General features: G+C 49.1%; 16 protein-coding genes and 1 pseudogene. 15 read left to right on the top strand and 2 right to left on the bottom strand.

The features are described from left to right. Window positions 1–3 precede the first annotated feature (3 nt). Complete coding sequence (locus D515_RS15355) at window positions 4–732, top strand: MipA/OmpV family protein (RefSeq protein ID WP_002539891.1); 729 nt, start codon at window positions 4–6, stop codon at window positions 730–732. Between the two features lie 351 nt (window positions 733–1,083). Here the strand turns inward: D515_RS15355 and D515_RS15350 are convergent, their stop codons facing one another. Next, window positions 1,084–1,452, bottom strand: a complete 369-nt coding sequence (locus tag D515_RS15350; RefSeq protein ID WP_002539888.1) for a hypothetical protein — start codon at window positions 1,450–1,452, stop codon at window positions 1,084–1,086. 210 nt (window positions 1,453–1,662) lie between these two features. Between D515_RS15350 and D515_RS15345 the strand changes: the two genes are divergently transcribed. Next, window positions 1,663–2,298: a DUF1826 domain-containing protein gene (locus D515_RS15345; RefSeq protein ID WP_002539886.1), complete on the top strand. Its 636-nt coding sequence runs from the start codon at window positions 1,663–1,665 to the stop codon at window positions 2,296–2,298. A gap of 177 nt (window positions 2,299–2,475) precedes the next feature. After that, complete coding sequence (locus tag D515_RS15340; protein ID WP_002539884.1) at window positions 2,476–3,354, top strand: DMT family transporter; 879 nt, start codon at window positions 2,476–2,478, stop codon at window positions 3,352–3,354. A 157-nt stretch (window positions 3,355–3,511) separates the two neighbouring features. Here D515_RS15340 and D515_RS15335 read toward each other — a convergent pair whose 3' ends face one another. Continuing rightward, window positions 3,512–4,114 (bottom strand): hypothetical protein, encoded by a 603-nt coding sequence (locus tag D515_RS15335; protein WP_231590930.1) that lies wholly within the window; start codon window positions 4,112–4,114, stop codon window positions 3,512–3,514. 97 nt (window positions 4,115–4,211) lie between these two features. On the opposite strand from D515_RS15335, the pseudogene D515_RS25365 reads away from it, so the two are divergent. From D515_RS25365 to D515_RS15280, 12 genes and pseudogenes are all read left to right on the top strand, one after another. Continuing rightward, window positions 4,212–4,468 (top strand): annotated as a pseudogene (locus D515_RS25365) (putative basic amino acid antiporter YfcC); the annotation flags it as partial. Window positions 4,469–4,566: 98 nt separating this feature from the next. After that, window positions 4,567–5,577, top strand: coding sequence for a succinylglutamate desuccinylase/aspartoacylase family protein (locus D515_RS15330; protein WP_002539881.1), 1,011 nt, complete (start codon window positions 4,567–4,569; stop codon window positions 5,575–5,577). Window positions 5,578–6,022: 445 nt separating this feature from the next. Then, the gene (locus D515_RS15325) at window positions 6,023–7,531 is read left to right on the top strand and encodes an O-antigen ligase family protein (protein ID WP_051997520.1); all 1,509 of its coding nucleotides are present in this window, start codon (window positions 6,023–6,025) and stop codon (window positions 7,529–7,531) included. 191 nt (window positions 7,532–7,722) lie between these two features. Then, entirely contained in the window at window positions 7,723–9,546 is a 1,824-nt protein-coding gene (locus tag D515_RS15320; protein ID WP_002539876.1) for a response regulator, read from the top strand. Window positions 9,547–9,711: 165 nt separating this feature from the next. Next, window positions 9,712–9,948, top strand: a complete 237-nt coding sequence (locus tag D515_RS15315) for a hypothetical protein (RefSeq protein WP_002539875.1) — start codon at window positions 9,712–9,714, stop codon at window positions 9,946–9,948. Between the two features lie 368 nt (window positions 9,949–10,316). Continuing rightward, on the top strand, window positions 10,317–10,643 hold the full coding sequence (locus D515_RS15310) for an STAS domain-containing protein (RefSeq protein WP_002539874.1): 327 nt from the start codon (window positions 10,317–10,319) through the stop codon (window positions 10,641–10,643). 25 nt (window positions 10,644–10,668) lie between these two features. Next, on the top strand, window positions 10,669–11,478 hold the full coding sequence (locus D515_RS15305; protein ID WP_002539873.1) for an OmpA family protein: 810 nt from the start codon (window positions 10,669–10,671) through the stop codon (window positions 11,476–11,478). Further along, window positions 11,475–13,574, top strand: a complete 2,100-nt coding sequence (locus D515_RS15300) for an SLBB domain-containing protein (RefSeq protein ID WP_002539872.1) — start codon at window positions 11,475–11,477, stop codon at window positions 13,572–13,574. Before D515_RS15305 ends, D515_RS15300 begins: the two co-directional genes overlap by 4 nt. Continuing rightward, window positions 13,574–14,281 carry a P-loop NTPase family protein gene (locus tag D515_RS15295; RefSeq protein WP_002539871.1) on the top strand — a complete coding sequence of 236 codons (708 nt, stop codon included), beginning with the start codon at window positions 13,574–13,576 and terminating at the stop codon, window positions 14,279–14,281. The genes D515_RS15300 and D515_RS15295 overlap by 1 nt, the downstream gene beginning before the upstream one ends. Window positions 14,282–14,284: 3 nt before the next feature. Next, window positions 14,285–15,826, top strand: coding sequence for a response regulator (locus D515_RS15290; RefSeq protein WP_002539869.1), 1,542 nt, complete (start codon window positions 14,285–14,287; stop codon window positions 15,824–15,826). A gap of 57 nt (window positions 15,827–15,883) precedes the next feature. After that, window positions 15,884–18,943: a PAS domain S-box protein gene (locus D515_RS15285; RefSeq protein ID WP_239643985.1), complete on the top strand. Its 3,060-nt coding sequence runs from the start codon at window positions 15,884–15,886 to the stop codon at window positions 18,941–18,943. Window positions 18,944–19,026: 83 nt separating this feature from the next. Then, entirely contained in the window at window positions 19,027–20,463 is a 1,437-nt protein-coding gene (locus tag D515_RS15280) for a sigma-54-dependent transcriptional regulator (protein WP_002539866.1), read from the top strand. The last annotated feature ends 20 nt before the right edge of the window (window positions 20,464–20,483 follow it).

The raw sequence follows: 20,483 nt of genomic DNA, 5'->3' as shown, positions 1-20,483 counted from the left end.
GTCATGAGAAAAAGCGTCATATCATTCCTGTCCCCCCTGTTGCTGTCTGTCATCGCGACGCCAACTTTGGCACAGGATAAATACAAGGATTTTGGTTTTGTCGGTGCCGGGCTTACTGTTGGGGAATCGGTCTTCTCAAATCAAGGCGCAAAGGCTGGGGCTGAACCATACCTGTTTTACAACAGTGAACATGGCTTTATTGATGGCAGCCTGTTCACTTACAACCCTATCCCGTTTATTGGCCTTTCCGGTAACCTTCGCTTTGCAGAAGTTTCTGACGATTTCGACGACATCCCTTCAGGAATAAATAACCGCGATGGCAACGGCGAGCTTGGCATTACGCTCGGTACTGTCGGTGCCCGCCTCACTTATCTTCATGATGTTACCGACGAGCACAATGGCTATGAAATACAACTGCATCTCGGCCGAGCGTTCGACACGCCCATCACCAACTTTGTCTTGTCACCCTACGTGGAAGTGAATTATCGCGACGAGAAGCTTTCCCAGCATCTGTATTCCATCTCAGCTCAGGAGTCTTCTGCCTCTGGCTTAGCCGAATTCAGCGCTGACGAAACCTGGGTGTACAAAGGCGGTGTCGTCGCCCTTTACGATATTTCTGAAAACTGGTTGGCTATTTCTGAAGTTGCACTTGAGCACCATGATAGCGACAGCCCCCTTGTACAAAACGATTTGGGTTGGGAGTTCAGCCTTGGGGCTGTATATAAATTTTGATAATAAAAAAGGCTGCCAAGCAGCCTTTTTTGTCATTCGACGCGACTAAACAAACAACCAAGTATGCAGTAATCTTCCCGGCGTAAACTCAAATGCACCCGCGACCAATAGCGCCAAAACATACAAAATCACCATGCCTTGCTGATGTTTTTTCACATTACCCTTTCTAATTGCAATGAAGGACTCAGGCACGGTGTAGAGAGTGACCTCTCAATCAATATTCATTCAGCAACTCAGTCATTTGGGCGACACACTTTAGCGCCTCCTTCTCCGGCATTCCCTTGAACATCTGAATACTTCGATAAAGAGGGCCATAATCAAACACAACCGAGCCGCCAAGCATATGCAGCCTCAATTGTTCTGAAAGAGGGCCTTTGGGGTCAAAAAAAACGGCTTTGACATGCTTGGGTAAACACGCAAGTTTTGTATGTGTCCAAGTGGGTACTTTCTCTTTTTGTAGGTCACACCAAGCAGATGATGAGAATGCTCCAGTGTAGACGAGTTAATTTCTACCAACTCATGGCTAAACAGATAACCAAAGAACAAAAAGAATACGATGAAAAAGAGTAGTGATGCCAAAAACAGCGTCAGTTCAAATTCGTGATTCATCAAGAAAATCACGAAGAATGCCAGTGGTGACAAAAAGAACAGTTTCAATGCGAGCGGTAAGCGGTTGTTAAAATCCCATGCTCGGATCTCTGTCGAAGATTCAGTCGTCATGCTTACCTATCCTTGGCATCATAGTAAATATCTTTTTAATCAATGAGCTAGTTTGAACCAGACATCTCCTATCTAGATGCTTCATTTTCAAGAACGAATTTCAGTTCGAAGAGAATCAAAACAACTTCTATCTGCAATACTCCATGTAGTCGCATACATTGAAACGTTATGTTATAACATTTCAATTACGAGACAAATTGGAGACTGTCCATGATAGCGGAAATCGAAACAGTCACCCGGCCAGTGACGGTTCAGAATACCCACCCAGAATGCCTGACCGAAATATTCCGGGAAGACGTGAATCTTACCGTCTGGCAGCGCGAGCTTTCGCAAGATTGCAGAGAGTTTGCCGACCAGTTCGCTACTCGGGTAGGAAAATACAATCGCTTTGTCGCACTGGAAAATTCGCTGTCTATCTGGGAACTTCTGCCTAAATGGGCGTTGGAACTTAAAGGCATAGAAAGCTGGTTAGCGGATGTGGAAGATGTGGTCGAAATGTATCGATGCCTTTTCGAACCCGACGCGTTAGGCGTTCGCCTTCAGGTGTTGGATACAACCATGTGCCCGCGTTTCCATATCGACCGTGTCCCAGCCAGATTACTGGTGACATACTCTGGTCGCGGAACAGAATGGATAGATGAGAGTAACGTTGAGCGTTCTAGCTCACCGGGGCAATTACCAGAGCAATCTGTCGCCCCATCTGGTATCAAAGAAATCCCCACCGGTGCCGTAGCGATATTGAAAGGTGAAGCCTGGGTCGGCAATGAAGGCCGAGGTATTGTTCATCGCTCTCCCGCTCCCGGAAGTGCCTCACGATTACTACTCAGCCTGGATTGGTTGTCTTAACCTGTCGTTCCAACGCATAAAGCTCACCTCTGTGGGCTTTTTCGTCGTTCGTACACTTACCTTCTTACTCATACGAATTCATACGCTTTTGGACGCAGTCATTTTCCTTGTTGTCGCACACTGATTGCGTTTTAATCACTTCTCGACTCACTCTCATCGCGCAAGGATTGATGCCTCATGCTGAAAAGCGCCATTCCCTTTGTCTTTGTCTTGCTTTGGAGCACGGGCTTTATCGGGGCCAAATTTGGCCTTCCCTATGCGGATGCTGCCACTTTCCTCTTTATTCGCATGGTGTTGAACGTCTTGGTTTTTGTGGTCATTCTAGGCGTAATGAAACCTGTGATGCCCAAAAGGAAAGTACTGTTTCACGTTCTAGTGTCTGGGCTGTTAATCCACGGTTTTTATCTCGGCGGCGTGTTTGCCGCGATTGGCTTTGGCATGCCCGCTGGTTTGTCATCCTTATTGGTTGGGTTCCAGCCAATCCTCACCGCACTGATTGTGATTAATCTTTCCAGCGAGCGGCTTAATCCGGCACAGTGGGTTGGCTTGTTCGCGGGTATTTTCGGCATCGCATTAGTCGTGCAAGGCAAGATGAGTTGGAATATCGACGCTCAACCTTTTTACGCTTACATGTTTGTATTCCTTGCTTTGCTTGGCATTACCCTTGGCACTTTGTACCAAAAGCATTTTTGTCAGGGTGTTGATTTGGTTGCTTGTGCGATGTGGCAATATGTCGCAGCTGGTGTGTTCTTTTTACCGATTGCCTGGTTGGTGGAAGGCTTTGAAGTGACTTGGTCGTTAACGTTTACACTCACCATGATTTGGTCAGTACTGGCGTTGTCAGTCATTGCAGTGCTGCTCTACCTTTACATGGTTGGCCGGGGCGCAGCATCTAAAGTCACCTCGGTGATTTATCTGGTTCCGCCCGTTACCGCTATTCAGGGATGGCTCTTTTTCGATGAAGCGTTTTCAACGGCTACCATTATCGGCTTCATAGTCTGCGCACTCGCCGTGTTCCTTGTTATGAAAGCTCCCAAGTTGCGTGTTGGTCTTTGACAAGTTTAGGTCGGCTATCAACCCGCAACTTTTATCACCAAAGGTGAACAGACCCCAGGGGCGGCGCACAAATTCTGAGCACAGAGAGGATAGCAACGACTGATTCCCCCATATTCAGCTGCTTCGTGTTAACCACTTTAGATTGAGTTGGTCTTTGCTATTTATGCCTGCGTTCAAGCAAATCCAACACCTCGTTTTCCACATCAAAAATGGCTTGGTTTTTTTCGGCATCCAATCGCGTTTCTTGAAGAAGGATGGGATCCCAGCCACTTCTGTCCGCTTCTCTGAAATTTCCTCCGTAGATGTGGATACCTGCAGCGAAAAGATGTGTCGGGTTAGTCACTGAATGAATGGCTTGATTATCCATACTCAGCACTTCTCCTGCAGCGATAGAAGCGGCACCAACAGCACGAATGTCGGCTTCTCCAAATCTACTGTCTCCAGCTTTTTGCCAAAAAATATGATCTTCTCTTCCCTCATAGACACCCACAACTGCCCAAAGGTTATGATTATGTGCAGGCATGGTCATTTTAGGTGCCCAAATAAAATGAAGAATGGTGAGATCATCTGACTCATACAGAAACTCGAAATCTGCTCGGTTACCAGGCATGAGCGCTAATTTGACCGAACCGGGATCGCGGAGACTTTCTCTCAACAATCGCTTAATGGCTTGTTGCGGGTTTTCCTGTTCGAGAGCTTCTTCACAACGCTCAATCAGCGTCTTGAGATCAAAAGACATTGCTTCACCTCTTACATCCATGCCCTACTTCTTTCATTCTAACCAACGTCGCTCCAACTGCCATCGGGCATCACTGGATCCCATTGACGAATTCAAACGTTTTTGGACACAGTCATTTTCCTTGTCGTTGCCCTTGCTAATGCTGGCACCATTATCTGATATTGCTGGTGTGCCCCTTCAAATTACGTTTCTGGCCTTCCAGTTGTGTGATGGACCAACATCATTGTACCGACATCTGCTTCATTGATGGCTACACTGGGTGTATGTCGCATAGATTGGGGTAATTGGGCGAAGTTTGTCTGGCGGTTTATGCTTTTACTTTTTGTCATCGCAAGTATCACAGTTGTGAGTGCACATCTCACTGGCTTCGCGTAAGCTTAAAGTATTATCGACATGAATAAAGGCGGGATGACAATCTCGCCTTTTTTGAGTTTTAACGACCTGTAAAATTCTTAAAAATAAGAACCTACGTAATGACGAAGTGTATTGAAGGAAACAAAATCGACGGCTTGTCCGTGATCTCTTCACTTGATGTGGACCAACTGGATGCAGGCTCACACAAGTTTTGGTTCCGTGCGGCGACCGATGCATTAGCACAGTGGCAACACCTTCCGGTCTGGGTATTTAAGGGCACTGAGCCGGGTAAGAAAATCATGATCACCGCCGGTGTTCACGGTGACGAATATAATGGCGTTTTGTCAGCACATGCGATTGCCCGTGCGCTGCATGGTAAATCACTGAAAGGCTGTGTGACCATCGTGCCTACCGTCAACCTGAGCGGTATGCTGCACCACAGCCGCGATTTCTTTTCCTCTGACCCTGACGTTTCCTGTGGCAACCTGAACCGCCATTTCCCGGGCAATCCGCAAGGTAACGAACCTCAGCGCTATCTTGATCCTATCTGGCGTAACCTTCTCCAGCCAAATGCCGATCTGGCGATTGACCTACACACGCAAACATCTGGCACCCGCTATCCGCTTTATGTGTTCGCGGATTATCGTTTAGATGACGCCGTAAACATGGCGCGCTTGATGAACCCAGATGCCATTCTGAACGATCCGGGCGACCCGGGTATCCTGGAAACCGTTTGGAATCAGAATGGCATTCCGAGCATCACGGTTGAAGCCGGTGTCGGCCGTTATACTGATGTGGAAATGGTCAACCGCACCGTACGTGGCATGCTGAACATCTTCACCCTTTACGGTTTGATTGATGGCGAATTTGCCGCGGTTGAGCCTGCCATTGAAAGCGCCCGTGTGACCAGTATTCGCGCTGTTCAAGGTGGTTTTATTCTTCCGCAGGTTGAGTTGATGCAGACTGTAGAAAAAGATCAGCTGCTGGCGATCCAATATGACAGCTTTGGTGAAGAGGAATACCGCTACCATGCGCCGGAAGGTGGCGTGGTATTGAGCCACAATGTCGAATCAATGCGTGCAGCAGGTTCGTTGGTGATTCGCCTGATTCACCCTGGCGCAACGCTCTGAATACGCTTATACCCAAACAACCTGAAGATGCAGGATTCAGCGAGATTGACTAGCGCTGTGATCGCGGCGTTCCTTTGCAGGTGTAGTCACCTCCATCAAAAAGGAACAACAAAGAGCACGACGTCAGTCAACTCGCCCGAAGGGAGGGCCTCAATGCGCCCACTTCTTCGTTAAATTCCACGGAAATAGAACGACTATTCCTCGCGAAATTTGCCTCGAATTGAACGCATTGATGACCTCTGAACTCAAGCATCTTCAGGTCGTTTGGGTATATTTCCTAATTTGACATGCAAAATCAAACGAAGCGCGCCGCACTGGCGCGTTTTTTCTTTTCATTTTCTGTAACCCGTTATTTTAAAAACATTTAATAACTCTACTTTCTCTGGCGCACATTTTGCTGCGATCTCTGCTTTACTCAATGCATGGGATTTCTTCGTCCAGAAAAATGCAATTAATCGAATGGCTTAACGACCAGCGCCAGCTGTTGCTTGTCCGTATCAGAACACATTTCGTACACGCGACCGCCGCGTTTGTCGCGCTGTCGTGTTTGCTGTGGTTGGTCATTCCTCATCCCGTCATCCCCATTGCGATTGGTCTGGTGCCCCTTGCCATTCTTATTACCCTTTCTCAACCTGTCCTGTTGGGGCTGCTGTTTATCGCTTTCTCTTTTTTCCGCCTTCATGAGGCTTTTGCACCACTCTACAATTTCAAAATCCCACTGTTGTTATCTCTCGGTACCCTGACCACGCTGACATGGCACATAGGTATCAGTGGCAAGCTCAAAATGTGGTCTTCGAAAGAACTGAATACCTTCTACATTTTTTTTGTACTTGTCGTGATTGGTATCCCTCTCTCCAGCAATGTGGGTGAAGCCATTGCCTACTTCAAAAACATCTACGTCAAAATTGGCATTATGACCCCCGCACTGGCGTGGCTGCTTACGGGGGTTCACCACTATCGCAATGCGCTCGTCATGATTACCGTATCTGGGGTCGTGGTGGCAATTGTCACCCTTTTCAATAAGGTCAATGGCATTGGCTTAGTGGAAGAAACGCGTGTCACCGTGGGCCGTGAACTTGGCTCCGTGCTTGGTGACCCCAACGATTTAGCGCTGGTGTTACTGTTCCCCTTTTCGTTTACCATCAGCATCTTGTTGACACCCGAACTTTCCAAGAAAACCCGCTTCTTTGCACTGATTGCGACTATCACCATATTTTTTGCCATTATCGCGACTCAAAGCCGTGGCGGATTGCTGGGCATCATGTCTGCTGTCGGCATTCTTGCCTGGCGCCGCGTGAAGTCGAAAACGTTGCTTTTCATTGGTGGCGGGATTGCCGCTGCGGTGCTGTTCGCAGTGGCAGGTATCAGTGGGCGAAAATCTGGTGGTGCAGCGGAAGAAGGTCTTGATGCATCGGCACAAGGCCGACTCTATGCGTGGGAAGCGGCTTTCTACATGGCGTTGGAAAATCCTTTGTCTGGCGTTGGCCTTAATAACTTCTACTTCAACTATTTCTACTATTCAAAGCACTGGGATGGTTTGAACCACGCCGTTCACAGCACATGGTTTGGCGTGCTGGGTGAAACGGGGTTTGTCGGTTTAATCGCTTTTTTTGTCATGACCATCACCGTTTACCGCTCAGCCCAAAGTGCTACCAATATCGTGAAAGAAAACGCCGAAAGGTACAGCCCTGTTATTCGTGCCATATCGGAAGGGCTTTACTCTGGTATCATCGCATTCTGTGTGTCAGGTACCTTTCTCACCCAAGGCTTCACTTGGCCGATCTATATTTTAATCGCACTGACCGCCTCTGTTTACCGGTATGTGCAGCTGGAGGAAAAAGCATTTCTCCAGCAAAGCGAAGCGGAAAAACAAGCAGACGACCAAAACGCCGACATATCGCCTCCTTCACAAGAGCCACATGACTCTTCAGCATTTCCCTTCGATAAGCGCTAATTAGGGGCTGCTGATCCTTGCATTTAAAAACTTGGCAAAGTCCCTGCATAGTCCTCTTAAGAACACAGCTAAATACGTTAAATAAAGCAGGAATCGCGCTCAATTTGCTCAAAGTGACACGCAAAGTCATTGTCAAACTGAGAGCCTGACAAGGAAACGAGCAGGCCGCGAGGACGGCGAAGGAGATGATGATGAAACAGTTACCACTCTGGCTTAAATACATGCTGTCCGTACTTTCAATAACCATGGCCCTTAGCTTTATTGCGGGCGAAGCCGCTCGTTCATTTGAACGCCAATATCTTTCTGATCGAATGGACAATCAAATCCGCGCGAATTTTTCAGCGCTGACGGCAGCACTGTCTTCAGACGTACTCATCAAGAATTCTGGCGCACTGAATGAAAAGCTCGCACTGATGGCAGAGCATTACCCCGATCTCTGCTATATCTCCATCGTTACTGACGGTGGCGTGCAAATTGGACAATGGGGCGATAAACCGCACGACAACAACCCAATGGCTCTCAATTTCGTCAACTCTGTGACCTATCGTGACACCCAAGTCGGCGACATGCAGATCTCCATGAGTAAAAAACAAATGATGGCCGACATTGAAATCCACGTAGAAACCGTGCGCTTTTACACAGCACTGGCTTTACTCTCGCTTGGTTTTCTCATTTTCTTGCTGTCACAAAAGATGGTTTTTGGCCCGCTATCAAAAATCAATCAGCGTTTAATAGACATTGCCAAACAAGAAGGCCGAGCACCGCAGCATGTCAACGAAATTACACGCCTGTCTAAGTCCGTCGATGATCTGGAATTTCACATTGAGCATTTGCGGTATCGAGAGCAAGAACTCGAGCAGGCGAGGGAACATGCTGTCGCTGCGAACCTCGCCAAATCCCAGTTTATTGCTACCATGAGCCATGAGATACGCACTCCGATGAATGCTATTTTGGGGGCGATTGATATCCTAAAAGAAGAAAAACTCCCAGAGCAATGCCAAACCCTCACCAATATGGCTGACGACGCTGCGCACTTGCTGCTTAACCAACTCAACGACATTTTGGACTACTCAAAAATCGATGTCGGTGCCATCAAGGTCGAAGAAAAAGAGTTTGATGTTGCTGAAATGGCGCGTGGCGTGATCTCTATGTTTGAAAAGTCAGCAGAGACCAAAGGCATCAGCCTGAGATTAGATGACCGGCTGAACCACCATATCATCGCCAAAGCTGATGAAGGCAAGCTCTCCCAAGTTGTCACTAACCTGGTGGGCAATGCCATCAAATTCACCCAATGTGGCGAAGTGGAACTCATGCTCAGCCATCACTTCCCTCAAGGTCTTCGCATTCACGTCAGAGACTCCGGGATTGGGGTAGATCCAGAGTATCAGAAGATCATTTTTGAACCCTTTACCCAGAAAGATGCGACCTTCTCGCGCACCTACGGCGGCGTCGGTATGGGGCTAGCCATTTCCAAGCGTTTGGTTGAATTGATGGGTGGTGACATCCAGTTGGAAAGTCATGTCGGATTGGGCAGTGAATTCACCGTGGTGCTGCCTTGTGAGCTGCATTACCCCGAAGAGTATGTACCTAACCCACACAGCAGAACAGCTTTTAAAAGCGACACAGGCGCTGCAATTCTCTTGGTGGAAGACAACGCTGCCAACCAGTTGATCGCCCGCACCATGCTGGAGCGCGCGGGGTTCAGAGTGACCACCGCCAACAACGGCAAAGAGGCGATATCTGCCATAGAGAAAGAAGAGTTTGCGTTGGTGCTGATGGACTTGCAGATGCCTGAAATGGATGGTTTCACTGCCTGTGAAACCATCAGGGCACTCAATGAACATGGTCGTACTCTGCCAATTCTCGCCATGACCGCCAATGTGACAGAGAAAGACAGAGAGAAATGCAAAGAAGTCGGCATGGATGATTTTCTGGCGAAGCCCGTCAATAAGCGCAAGATGATTGACGTCATTGAGAGTTGGACGGGTAAAAAGCACATCAGCTTTAACGCCTAGCCTGACAGCCTCTCCCTTTGTCTCGAACGAAGAGGGAGAGGCTGTTTTCTCAAACCTCAGCCTGTGCATGATGCCCTTCTTTGTTCTAATTAGGCATCTACTCCCAAACAACCCCAATATGCTCGTATTCAGGTTGTTTGAGTATAAAGAATCAGGATTCGTACGATGGCTGTGACCGCAAAACACCTTTTAAAGATCTACCAAGACCGCGCAAACATGCAAGCGCCTGGAATCACTCACCCGCACGCCCACATTGTGGAGGGGACAGCGAGATTAGTCGAAGTGCTATCCAAGCTCCCGCCAGAAGAAAAAATCTTGATCGAGTGTACGGGCAAAACTCTGTTTATTAGAGAGACCAACGGCGAAGTGCTGGCAGAGATTGACCCTCGAATCCCTGATTAGCCTATCGCTGGCTTTCTCCATTTACCCCCAACTTTATCTTTGACTGCTCACCTACTGGTGTCGCTTAAAGTTGGATCAACATGAAAAGTCATCATTTCCTATTCCGCCAACTCACCAACAAATCCTCTACGACCTCCCGCAAAATCATCGATTTACTTCTATCTTATATTTAAGACAAACCGCTGTAATAAGCGCTAATTGGCAATCAACATGAAGAGTGCATGAGTTTCCCATTTCTGTTTTCAAAATGAGAAATCCAATATATGCCCTCCACTAAGAATCTCTATCCGACTGTTTTTAATCAATATTACAACATGGTATGGAATTCGCATTAGAACCCATATCTATACAGGTGAGGCAAAAAAGTCATGCAAATCGAATCCATTAAACAGCCTGATGAATCCCTGCTGCTGATAGTTCGTGGCGACATGGACGCACAGGGATGCAGCGAAGCACAACCCATACTGGATGAGCTTGTTGCCGATGAAAAGATGACGGATATCTCCATGAACTTAGGTGAAGTGGACTTCCTCGACAGTTCAGGCATTGGAGCGATTGTGTTTCTGTTCAAACGCCTGAAAGCAAAAGGCCACACTCTGTCTCTGACCAATGTTCATGGTCAACCGATGGAGATCATCACCCTGCTACGTATTAACAGTGCGATTACCGTAGAAGCCGCCCAAACGACTCAGTAAGGCTTTCTTCCCAGGGAGAATTAGGATGACAAACCGCTTTACACTTTTCTTCACGATACTACTGCTCTCTGGTTGTTCAGCGTTTCCTGACCACGGTCAAGGTGGTATGGCCGAAGGTTATCATTCGTCAATCTCTCCCGTCATGCCTGATGAACCTCTCGGCCCTGAGCATGGTTTGCGATTCGAATGGGAGTTAGGCGCCAGACACCTCGATGTTCTTGTGCTGGAAGGGGCAGAGCTTTGCTTCCCTGCTACCGTATTACAAGCACGCCGCCTACAAGACCGCATTGTTCGTGAGCTGCATGGCGGACTGGAATTTGACGCCGCCAACGACATCATTATCCAACGTGCTACTCTTGAAAGGCTTGAGAAGCAGCTAGATGCAGTGAAGCGCAGTGGCGCTTGTGTGCCTTCTTCTGCGATGGGTTACAGCAACGCCTCAGACCTCGCAGCAGAGATCTACACCTTACTCAATGTCGATAACCAATTTGCCTTTAATTCACCTGAAGTGAACCCCAAATACATGGGGCATCTAGCGGAAGCCGCTCATCTGCTCCGTGACCTGCCTCAGTACAATCTTCATGTCACCGGACATGCGGATTCAGTGGGCGGTTCTGCCGCCAACAAAAAGTTGTCTCTCGAACGTGCGATTCAGGTCAAACGTTACCTGCAGATTTTCGGTTTATCCCCTTCGCGCATCACAGTCGATGCAGTGGGTTCTACCGACCCGCTTTTTGAAGGCAGTGAGCCTCAAAACCGCCTCGTAAACCGCCGTGTTTCTATCGAGTTGGTCGAAGCTGGCGCCAATTCAAAAGATGATGGGAGTCAACCATGACCCGTTTCATCACCCTCATTTTTCTGCTGATGGTCAGCGTTTCAGCGACCGCGGACGAATATCGTGTGCAGGTGGGTGATCAGATTGCCATCATGTTGCCCGGCGAAGTCACGCTCAACAAAGAGTTTCAGGTTGATCGTCAGGGAAGGCTCACCCTCCCAGAAGTCGGCATGATTGAAGCCAACGGCATGACAGAAGCTGAGCTGGATGTCGCAGTGAAAGAAACGCTTGGCGCTGTGTTCCGTGATCTGTCCTCTCTGCAAGTGTTCATTAGTAAGCGACAGCTCCTCGTCACCATTCAGGGCTACGTGGAAGAACCAGGTGAGTTCACGCTAAACCAAAATGCCTCAGTGCAAATGGCGCTGTATGCCGCAGGCGGCCTGCGTGCCGGTGCTCAATTAGACCGCTTTCAGCTGCGCCGAAACGGCGAAGTGATTACTTTTGACTACAAGAAATTTCTCGATACCGGCGATTCAAGCCTGCTACCTGAACTGCGCTCGCTGGACACCCTGTTTGTGCCTGCCTCTCCAATGATTGGCAACATTGAACAAACGTTTGACCCTACTGCACTAGCTGATTCCGGTGATGCCGCAGAAGACAGAGAAGCCATCAAGGTGTTTGGTGAAGTACTGCGCCCCGGCAGTTTCTCCGCCAAAGAGGAAAACAACTTGGTGGACATGCTGATGCGTGCAGGCGGCGTGACCCGCTACGCGGCAGTGGAACAAATCCGCGTTATCTCTGACAACGAGCCAAAAATCTTCGACCTCAAACGCTATCTAGACTCAGGTGATGAAAGCCTTCTACCAAACATTGTGGCAGGCGCGACGATTTTTGTGCCTAAGCAGGAAGAGGAAATCAAAGCTGGTTCCAACACTGTGTATGTGATGGGTGAAGTCGCCAAGCCGGGTGCTTACGAAGGCAAAGAAGGCGCTACCTTTATTGATATTCTTGCTAATGCGGGAGGCCCCACACGTTTCGCTGAAAGTCGGCAAATCCGTATTATCCGACGAAACGGCACCAACGTTCCGTTCGACCTCACCTTGTTCTCGGAAGGACGAATGACAGATGCCATGCCTAAGATCTTGCCGGGTGACGCTATCTTTGTGCCAGAGAAACTGGATTTAAATGAAAAATCCTGGCTAAAGGTATCACCTACCCGTGCCGTCCGCGTGATCGGGGAAGTCCTTAGACCCAGCCGGGTTGAATGGTCAGATGAAATGTCGCTGATGGATTTACTCGCCCATGTTGGTGGTCCCACGTCACGCGCCGATACCAGCCGTATTGAAGTCGTCACGCCCATTGGAGGGAATCGCACTAAAACCTACGTGCTGAACCTTGATACCTTCATCAACGAAGGACGACCTGACAGCGAATTACCAGAGATTCGTGCCGGCTCGACCGTCAGGGTCCATGATTTGCCAGATGATCCGACGGACAACAAGTCCAAATGGATTCGTCAGAGCTCAGACAGCTCCATCTACATATTCGGTCAGGTCGGCGCGCCGGGGCGCTACCGTTTCACTGAAGAAATGCACTTTCTCGACATCCTCTCCGCCGCGGACGGCCCAACCACTGATGCCGATATACATAATATTCGTATCACGCACTTAGACGGAAAACATGCCCGCGTCAGTCGCCTCAACCTTGCCCTGTTTTTCGAAACCGGTGATGCGAATTTGCTGCCAGAAGTGAATATCGGCGACACCATTTATGTTCCAGAAAAAGATCGCAACTGGTTGGATCGTCCGAAAGAAGAAACCATCCGCGTACTGGGTGCTGTTAACAAACCCGGTCGCTATAGCTTCGATGATCATATGACTATTCTGGACTTGCTCGCTGAAGCAGGAGGCACTTCCAACAATGCCTATGTAGAGAAGATCACCGTCGTGAACCTCTCTTGCTGCCGAGATCAGGCGCGAACTTTCAATCTTTCAGAATTCAGCCGAACCGCCCGTTTTCAGGATCTGCCCGTGCTTCGCGCCGGTGATACCGTTTATATACCCAGCAAGGATGAAAGCACCGCAGAAAAAATCCGCCAAGGGATTACCGACCTGTTCCAAATAGCCGGTATCGCCGCACTGATAGGAATATTGTGATGTTTATTTCGCCGCTCAACGTCGAGATCGAACGCATTTACTTTCAGATCGTTCGCAACAATTACAAAACCCTGACCATCACCGCCACGGAATCAGGCGAAGGTGTGACTTCTCTTGCTTCTGCCATTGCACACCGTTCCCTGCTGGCTGGGCAGTCTACCCTTGTGGTTGACCTGAACCTTTACCACCCCAGCCTCGTCAGTCAGGGCATGACGGTCACGACGTATGACAATCATTACCTGCCTAACCCTGAACTAGTGGGCGTGGATGGTGAAAGCACTTACTTCACTGGGATCATTGCACCGTCCAAGCGCGAAACCATCATGGAGCTTCGTCGCCCAGGGTCTTTAGAAGCGTACGTCGAAGAGTGGCACAAAGACTATGATCTCATCATCTTCGACACCTCGCCGATGGCGCGCTTGAACGCCAACAACATTCCTCCCGAAAGGGTCGCGTCCGCGTCGGACGGAACCATTCTGGTTGTGATGTCAGGGCAAACCACAGAAGCTCAGGCGTCCGAATCAGTGAAGAAATTACATGATGCGGGCGGCCACCTATTGGGCTGTGTGATGAACGACAAAAATAATCCGTCGCTGAAGACGGAAATTCTTCGCGAGGTCGGCAGGCTGTCCAAACGATTCCCGAAAATCACCCAAAGGCTACGTAAATCTATTTTCAGTAGCCATCTGTTATCGTTGGAGATATAGCGTATGGTCTCCGTGGTAAAGGAAGAATGCCGCCCCGCTACACTCGCTAAAGTGAGTAGCACACGAAAGCACTTAGGCGACACACTCAAGCAACGTGGCGTGGCTGATCACCTTTCCAACAAAATCCAACTCTGTTTTTCTGAAGCGGCCGCTAACCTGATAGAGCACACAGAGCCTCACCCAACCTTTATTGCCGTCTCTCTGGAATGTGTTGACGGTGCCTGGATGCTGCACATTGAGGATGACGGCGAATACTGGGACCCAACCTTGGCGGACCGGGTACAATCACTCGATACCTTTGAAGAAAAAGAGGGCGGCCGAGGACTTGCACTGATCCACAGCCTGACCGACGGACTCGAATACGTGAAACGCACCACATTTGGTGCCAACCGCCTCACACTGAAATGGAAGATACAACAGGTCGCGACTAAGCCCAGCGTATTAGTTGTTGAGGACGATGATAGCCAGCGTCGCCTGATCAGCGCGTATCTCTCCGAACACTTTAAGGTTTCTGAAGCCGCAAATGGTCAGGAAGCCCTGCAGTTCCTAATGAATAACCACGTTGATTTGGTGATTTCTGATATTCGTATGCCCAGTATGGACGGGTTAGACCTAAAAAGAGCACTCCATAAACAAACCAATACCCTGCTCACCCCTTTCATTTTCCTCACCTATGCGGACAGCCAGGAAGTGCGGGACAACGCCATGGGATTGGGGATTGATGACTATATCCTCAAACCTGTCACCAAATCCGCGTTGGTACAAAGCGCTCGAAGGGTATTACACCGCTCAGAGCAGATCTATCGCCAGCTTACCGATAAGGTAAACCATAGAATTACGCACTCTTTGACCCCGTCACTGCCAACAGAATCCCGCAACTGGCAAATTGCGATTGCCACCAGAAATACCGGGATTGGGGGTGGCGATTTGGTATTGCATCGCAACACGGATGATTTCCTGATGATCAACATGGTCGATGTGATGGGCCATGATGTGGCAGCCAAATTCTTCTCTTACGCCTATGGCGGCTACCTGCGCGGATTGATGTATCACGTCGACGACACTAGTGACCCATGCGGCACGCTATTAAGCCGTCTTTCCGACTGCGCAATGGACGATAATTTGCTCTCACAGGTCATCTTAACCTGCTGCTCTGTCGCGCTTTACGACAATGCCACCTTATCGATGGCAACCGCTGGTCATCCTCCACCAATTAAAGTCAGCGTACTAGGCGCTGAACTGATGGATGTCGGCGGCATAATGCCTGGCGTGCTCTATGGCGCAGACTACCAAACCCTGACCTCGAGACTCAGTTCAGGAGAGCGCATTGCGCTTTATACCGATGGCTTGTTTGAGGCGGCAGACTCCACGGAGAGTCGACAGGTACTCGAGAAAGCGGTGATGCGTGAACTGGAAAACACGCGCTCATTACCCGTCGGAGAGGCTGTTCAGCATGTTATGCAGGTTTTTGATAACTATGGAGATTGGCACCGAGACGATGCCACCATTGTGCTGTTGGAATATGCCGAGCCTGTACTAGACTGACAGTAAATCGCTCATTTTTTATGCCACCAAGCTCATATTTGTAAGCAGAGGCCCGCTTTGAAGATTCGCATTAGAACTATTTATCGCGTTGCTCTTTTTTTCGCCATTGGGCTGGCAGTGATGATCGCTTTCGCTGCAACATTGCTGGAAAAAGAAAAGCATGATGATGTGTATCATCTCGAGGCACATATTTCGCAATTGGTCACGCTGACCACCCTGCCTTATTTGGAACGGGGAGATCTGGAAGGGTTGCAACGTATCTCAGACGAAATCACCAAGCAACCGGGGATTTTGTACCTGACAATTGAAAAAGGGCAGGACGTTTTGGCTCACTCTCATTCATCGCGGGATCCCACCATTAAAGTCACCACCGTTTCGGTTCCCATCGAAAAAAGCCCGGTTCCAAACGTTGAGGCAGTGATTGGTTTTCAGGCTCAACACTTTGAATCAGCATCGTCAGAAATAGGGCAAATCATCATATTCAGCACGGTGGCGCTCGCCATCATCGCCATATTCAGTATCTACTTTATGATGGTCGGCGCAATGCGACCATTGAAACGCTTAAACCATCTGCAAGGCACCGACACAGCACCTCAGGATGTCAAACTGGTCAATTACGCCGATGATATCAGCGCCACCGTCGAATATATTCTCAACACCAAAGACAAGTTGGATAAAAGCTACGCTCAGCTCGAAGCTTCGCTCAAAGAACAAAAGTATTCGTACATTGAAGCGCGCCAGATTGAAGAGCAAAGCGAAGCCATCTACAAAGCCTCACATGACGCGATCATCGTGGCCAACGATCAGGGCATCATCATCGAGTTCAGCCCGGTGGCAGAACAAATTTTCGGCTGGGATCGGGATGACATCGTCGGAAAATCGATGGCGGAGACCATCGTCCCAACTCCCATGCGAGACATGCACATTCAGGGTATGCGCCATTTTTTAAAAACCGGTGAAGGCCCAGTCCTCAACCAACGCATCGAACTCAGCGCCATTCGTCGTAGCGGTCGGGAGTTTCCTATCGAGATATCCATCTCTGCAGCGAAAACACAGAAAGGGCACATCTTTGTTTCCTATATCCGCGATATTTCCCAACGTTTGCAGAACCAAACAGAACTTAAAATCGCCGCTCACGCTTTCGATACCTCACAGCCAGTTTTCATTGCTGATAACAAAGGCCATATCATCCGCAGTAATCCTGCCTTCTCGAACATTACTGGCTATCAGAGCAGCGAAGTCGCTGGCAAAAAACCCCGTTCACTGACAGCGAACCCAGAAGATCTCGGCTTCCACAAAAAGATATGGCGTATTTTGAATTCCCAAGGCAGTTGGGAAGGAGAAATGCGCTTACGGCACAAAGCCGGACATAACATTCCGGTATTTATGTCAATCACGTCCATTACCGATGAAAACAGCGAACTCAGCCACTATGTTGCCCACTTCTTTGATTTAACGGAACAAAAACGGGGCGAAGCGAAACTCAAAGAAATGCAGCAGGCTGCAGAGAACGCCAATAAAGCAAAAAGCCACTTTCTGGCCGCCATGAGCCATGAAATCCGCACGCCAATGAACGGCGTACTTGGCGTACTTGGGCTTTTGAAAGAAACCGAGCTCGATGACTTACAGAAAAAGCTGGTGAAAACCGCCCGTGAATCCGGTGAATTGTTGCTGGCCATCATCAACGACATTCTTGATTTCTCCAAGATGGAAGCAGGCAAGCTCTCGCTCGAGGACAACCCATTCAACATGTATGACCTGTTCGAACATACGGTCGATATCGTCTACCCTCAGGCAGAGAACAAAAACCTCCAGCTGACCTCCCGTATCGCAGACGGTGTACCAAAATATTTGGTCGGCGATGGTGATCGTGTCCGCCAAATTCTGTTGAATCTGCTTTCCAATGCGGTGAAATACACCAACACTGGCACCGTCAATATCAACCTTCAATGCTTACACCGCCGGCATGATTCGGTGCAACTTCAGGTCGATGTGAAAGACACAGGAATAGGGATTGACCAAAAACACATCCCTACCCTGTTTGAAGAGTTCACGATGGCACAGGCCACCTACAGCCGTACCCATGAAGGAAGCGGATTAGGCTTGGCAATTTGCCGTCAGTTGGTCAGTCAGATGAACGGGCAAATCTCAGTGATAAGTGAAGTGGGTAAAGGATCCACGTTCACTTTTACCATTGAGTTGGCCATTGCGGATGAGCAGGAATCTGGTGAGGTAACCAGCAAGAGTAAGCAAGACATCAACCCAACCAATATTTCAGATAACCTGCGCATCCTTGTGGCAGAAGATAATCCCGCAAACCAAATCGTGCTGCGCACCATGATGGAATTCTCCGGTATTTCTGTCGATATCGTCAGTAACGGCGTCGAAGCCGTCGAAGCCGTTTCACGTATTCCTTACGACATTGTTTTGATGGACATTTCGATGCCACACATGGACGGCATGGAAGCCACCAAGAGAATCCGTGCAATGAACACTCCGGCTAAAGATGTCGTGATTGTCGCCCTTACCGCCCATGCACTTCGTGGCGATCGGGAGCACTTTATCGAACTTGGCATGGATGACTTTGTTTCCAAACCCTTTACCCGACAATCCATCCTTGACTGCCTTAACCGCTGGCAACCGAATGACGCAGGGATTGGTCCCAAATCTGCGCCAGACAGTGCACTCTCAATGGCCTCCAAACCCCTAACAGGCGTAGCGGACGTTAACGCCGAAGCCGATACCGGTATAGATAACGACGCACCAATGGTAGATGAAGCCACTCTGGCACAATTAGCCAAAGATACGTCCGCAGAATTAGTGCCAGAGTTGATTGAGTTTTACATCAAAGATGCCCGTCAGCGGGTGGAAAAAATCGCCCAGTCGGCAGATGAGAACGACCATTACACGCTTGAGTTTGAAGCACATACCCTCGGCAGCAGTGCTGCAGCCCATGGCAACAAACAGCTTTGTGCGTTCTGTAGAGACATCGAAAAGCATTGTCTTGAGCAAAGCTTTGACCTTGCGTTCGCAAGTGCACAAGCCATTTCTGATATTGCTGAAAAGTCTTTCGAAGCGTTAGAAACTCGGGCAGAAAAAGGCTTTACGGAACAGTAGGTCGAATATGTCTTACACTTAAGACAAAAACTAACCATCGCTTGCCGTGCTAAGCCGACGGTCACAAAGAGGAAAAAGCCCACATGAAGTCAACGTACCGCGTCCTGATCATTGAAGACTCGCTACCACTCGCTAACCTCTACAAACAATATCTGGCCAACGAGTCTGTTGAACTGGCCTGCGTCGAAACCGGTCAGGCGGCGCTCGATTACCTCCAGGAATGCACGCCCCACCTGATTTTGCTCGACCTGAAACTGCCTGATATGCCTGGGGAAGAAATCCTGCAGTGGATTAAAAAACAGGGGATTCCTTCTTCCGTTATCATCGTCACCAGTCACGGCACGCTAAATACCGCCGTCGATTTGATGCGCCAAGGCGCGGTGGATTTTCTCGAAAAACCGGTCAGTGCAGAAAGGCTCAAAACAACCATTAAGAATCAATTAGAGCACGCACGTCTTCAAGGTTTGGTGGAAGACCTACAAAGCAGCTTTGAGCGGCAGACCTATCATGGTTTTATCGGTGCCAGCCTGCCTATGCAGAACGTTTACCGCATTATCGACTCTGCCGCCCCAAGCAAAGCCACGGTTTTTATCACAGGGGAAAGCGGTACCGGGAAAGAAGTATGCGCAGAAGCCATTCATAACCAGAGCCCTCGTGCAGATGAACCATTTGTTGCATTGAACTGCGGCGCTATTCCTCACGATTTGATGGAGAGCGAAATTTTCGGTCATATCAAAGGGGCTTTTACCGGCGCGAGCAGTGACAGAAAGGGAGCGGCGGCACAAGCCAATGGCGGCACCCTGTTCCTTGATGAGATCTGCGAAATGGATTTAGAACTGCAGAAAAAACTGCTGAGATTTATCCAAACGGGACGTTATCAGAAAGTCGGTGCCAGCAAAGAAGAGAGCGTAGACATTCGCTTTTTGTGTGCAACCAACCGCGACCCAATGAAAGAAGTGGCAGAAGGTCGTTTCCGCGAAGATTTATACTACCGTCTCCACGTGGTACCACTCGCCATGCCCCCCCTTCGCGAGCGGGGCGATGACATTCTTTCCATCGCCACCAGCTTCCTGGTTTCTTACGCCAAGGAAGAAGGAAAACTCTTCTCCCGTTTTTCCCCCGAGGCAGAAGTCGTGCTGCGCCATTACCCCTGGCCGGGCAACGTCCGCCAGTTGCAGAATGTGGTTCGAAATGTAGTGGTTCTTCATGATGGGGAGGCGGTTACCATAAAACAGTTACCGCCACCTTTGAATGAAACCTTGAGCGTTCAGGAAATCCGATCCATCACCAAAACCATGAAACCGATTGAGCCTGTAAAAGCCGAATTTATTGAGGATAGATCGGACGAAGACGCAGCACCTGATTCTGACATTCGTCCACTGAGCGAGATTGAGCGGGAAGCCATTCAGAAAACCATCGCCTATTGTGATGGGAACGTGTTGAAGGCCGCCGTTCTATTGCAAATCAGCCCTTCAACGCTTTATCGGAAAAAACAGGCTTGGGAAACCGACGAAGTCTGATCAACATTTCTCCCTTCAAA

Origin of the sequence: Grimontia indica (assembly GCF_000333895.2) — a bacterium.
Taxonomy (GTDB): Bacteria; Pseudomonadota; Gammaproteobacteria; order Enterobacterales; family Vibrionaceae; genus Enterovibrio; species Enterovibrio indicus.
This window is presented reverse-complemented; position numbering and strand designations above follow the sequence as displayed.

Coding starts and splice junctions, on each gene's coding strand:
- D515_RS15355 (WP_002539891.1), top strand. CDS start 4: ATGAGAAAAAGCGTCATATCATTCCTGTCCCCCCTGTTGCTGTCTGTC.
- D515_RS15350 (WP_002539888.1), bottom strand. CDS start 1,452: ATGACGACTGAATCTTCGACAGAGATCCGAGCATGGGATTTTAACAAC.
- D515_RS15345 (WP_002539886.1), top strand. CDS start 1,663: ATGATAGCGGAAATCGAAACAGTCACCCGGCCAGTGACGGTTCAGAAT.
- D515_RS15340 (WP_002539884.1), top strand. CDS start 2,476: ATGCTGAAAAGCGCCATTCCCTTTGTCTTTGTCTTGCTTTGGAGCACG.
- D515_RS15335 (WP_231590930.1), bottom strand. CDS start 4,114: ATGGATGTAAGAGGTGAAGCAATGTCTTTTGATCTCAAGACGCTGATT.
- D515_RS15330 (WP_002539881.1), top strand. CDS start 4,567: ATGACGAAGTGTATTGAAGGAAACAAAATCGACGGCTTGTCCGTGATC.
- D515_RS15325 (WP_051997520.1), top strand. CDS start 6,023: ATGCAATTAATCGAATGGCTTAACGACCAGCGCCAGCTGTTGCTTGTC.
- D515_RS15320 (WP_002539876.1), top strand. CDS start 7,723: ATGAAACAGTTACCACTCTGGCTTAAATACATGCTGTCCGTACTTTCA.
- D515_RS15315 (WP_002539875.1), top strand. CDS start 9,712: ATGGCTGTGACCGCAAAACACCTTTTAAAGATCTACCAAGACCGCGCA.
- D515_RS15310 (WP_002539874.1), top strand. CDS start 10,317: ATGCAAATCGAATCCATTAAACAGCCTGATGAATCCCTGCTGCTGATA.
- D515_RS15305 (WP_002539873.1), top strand. CDS start 10,669: ATGACAAACCGCTTTACACTTTTCTTCACGATACTACTGCTCTCTGGT.
- D515_RS15300 (WP_002539872.1), top strand. CDS start 11,475: ATGACCCGTTTCATCACCCTCATTTTTCTGCTGATGGTCAGCGTTTCA.
- D515_RS15295 (WP_002539871.1), top strand. CDS start 13,574: ATGTTTATTTCGCCGCTCAACGTCGAGATCGAACGCATTTACTTTCAG.
- D515_RS15290 (WP_002539869.1), top strand. CDS start 14,285: ATGGTCTCCGTGGTAAAGGAAGAATGCCGCCCCGCTACACTCGCTAAA.
- D515_RS15280 (WP_002539866.1), top strand. CDS start 19,027: ATGAAGTCAACGTACCGCGTCCTGATCATTGAAGACTCGCTACCACTC.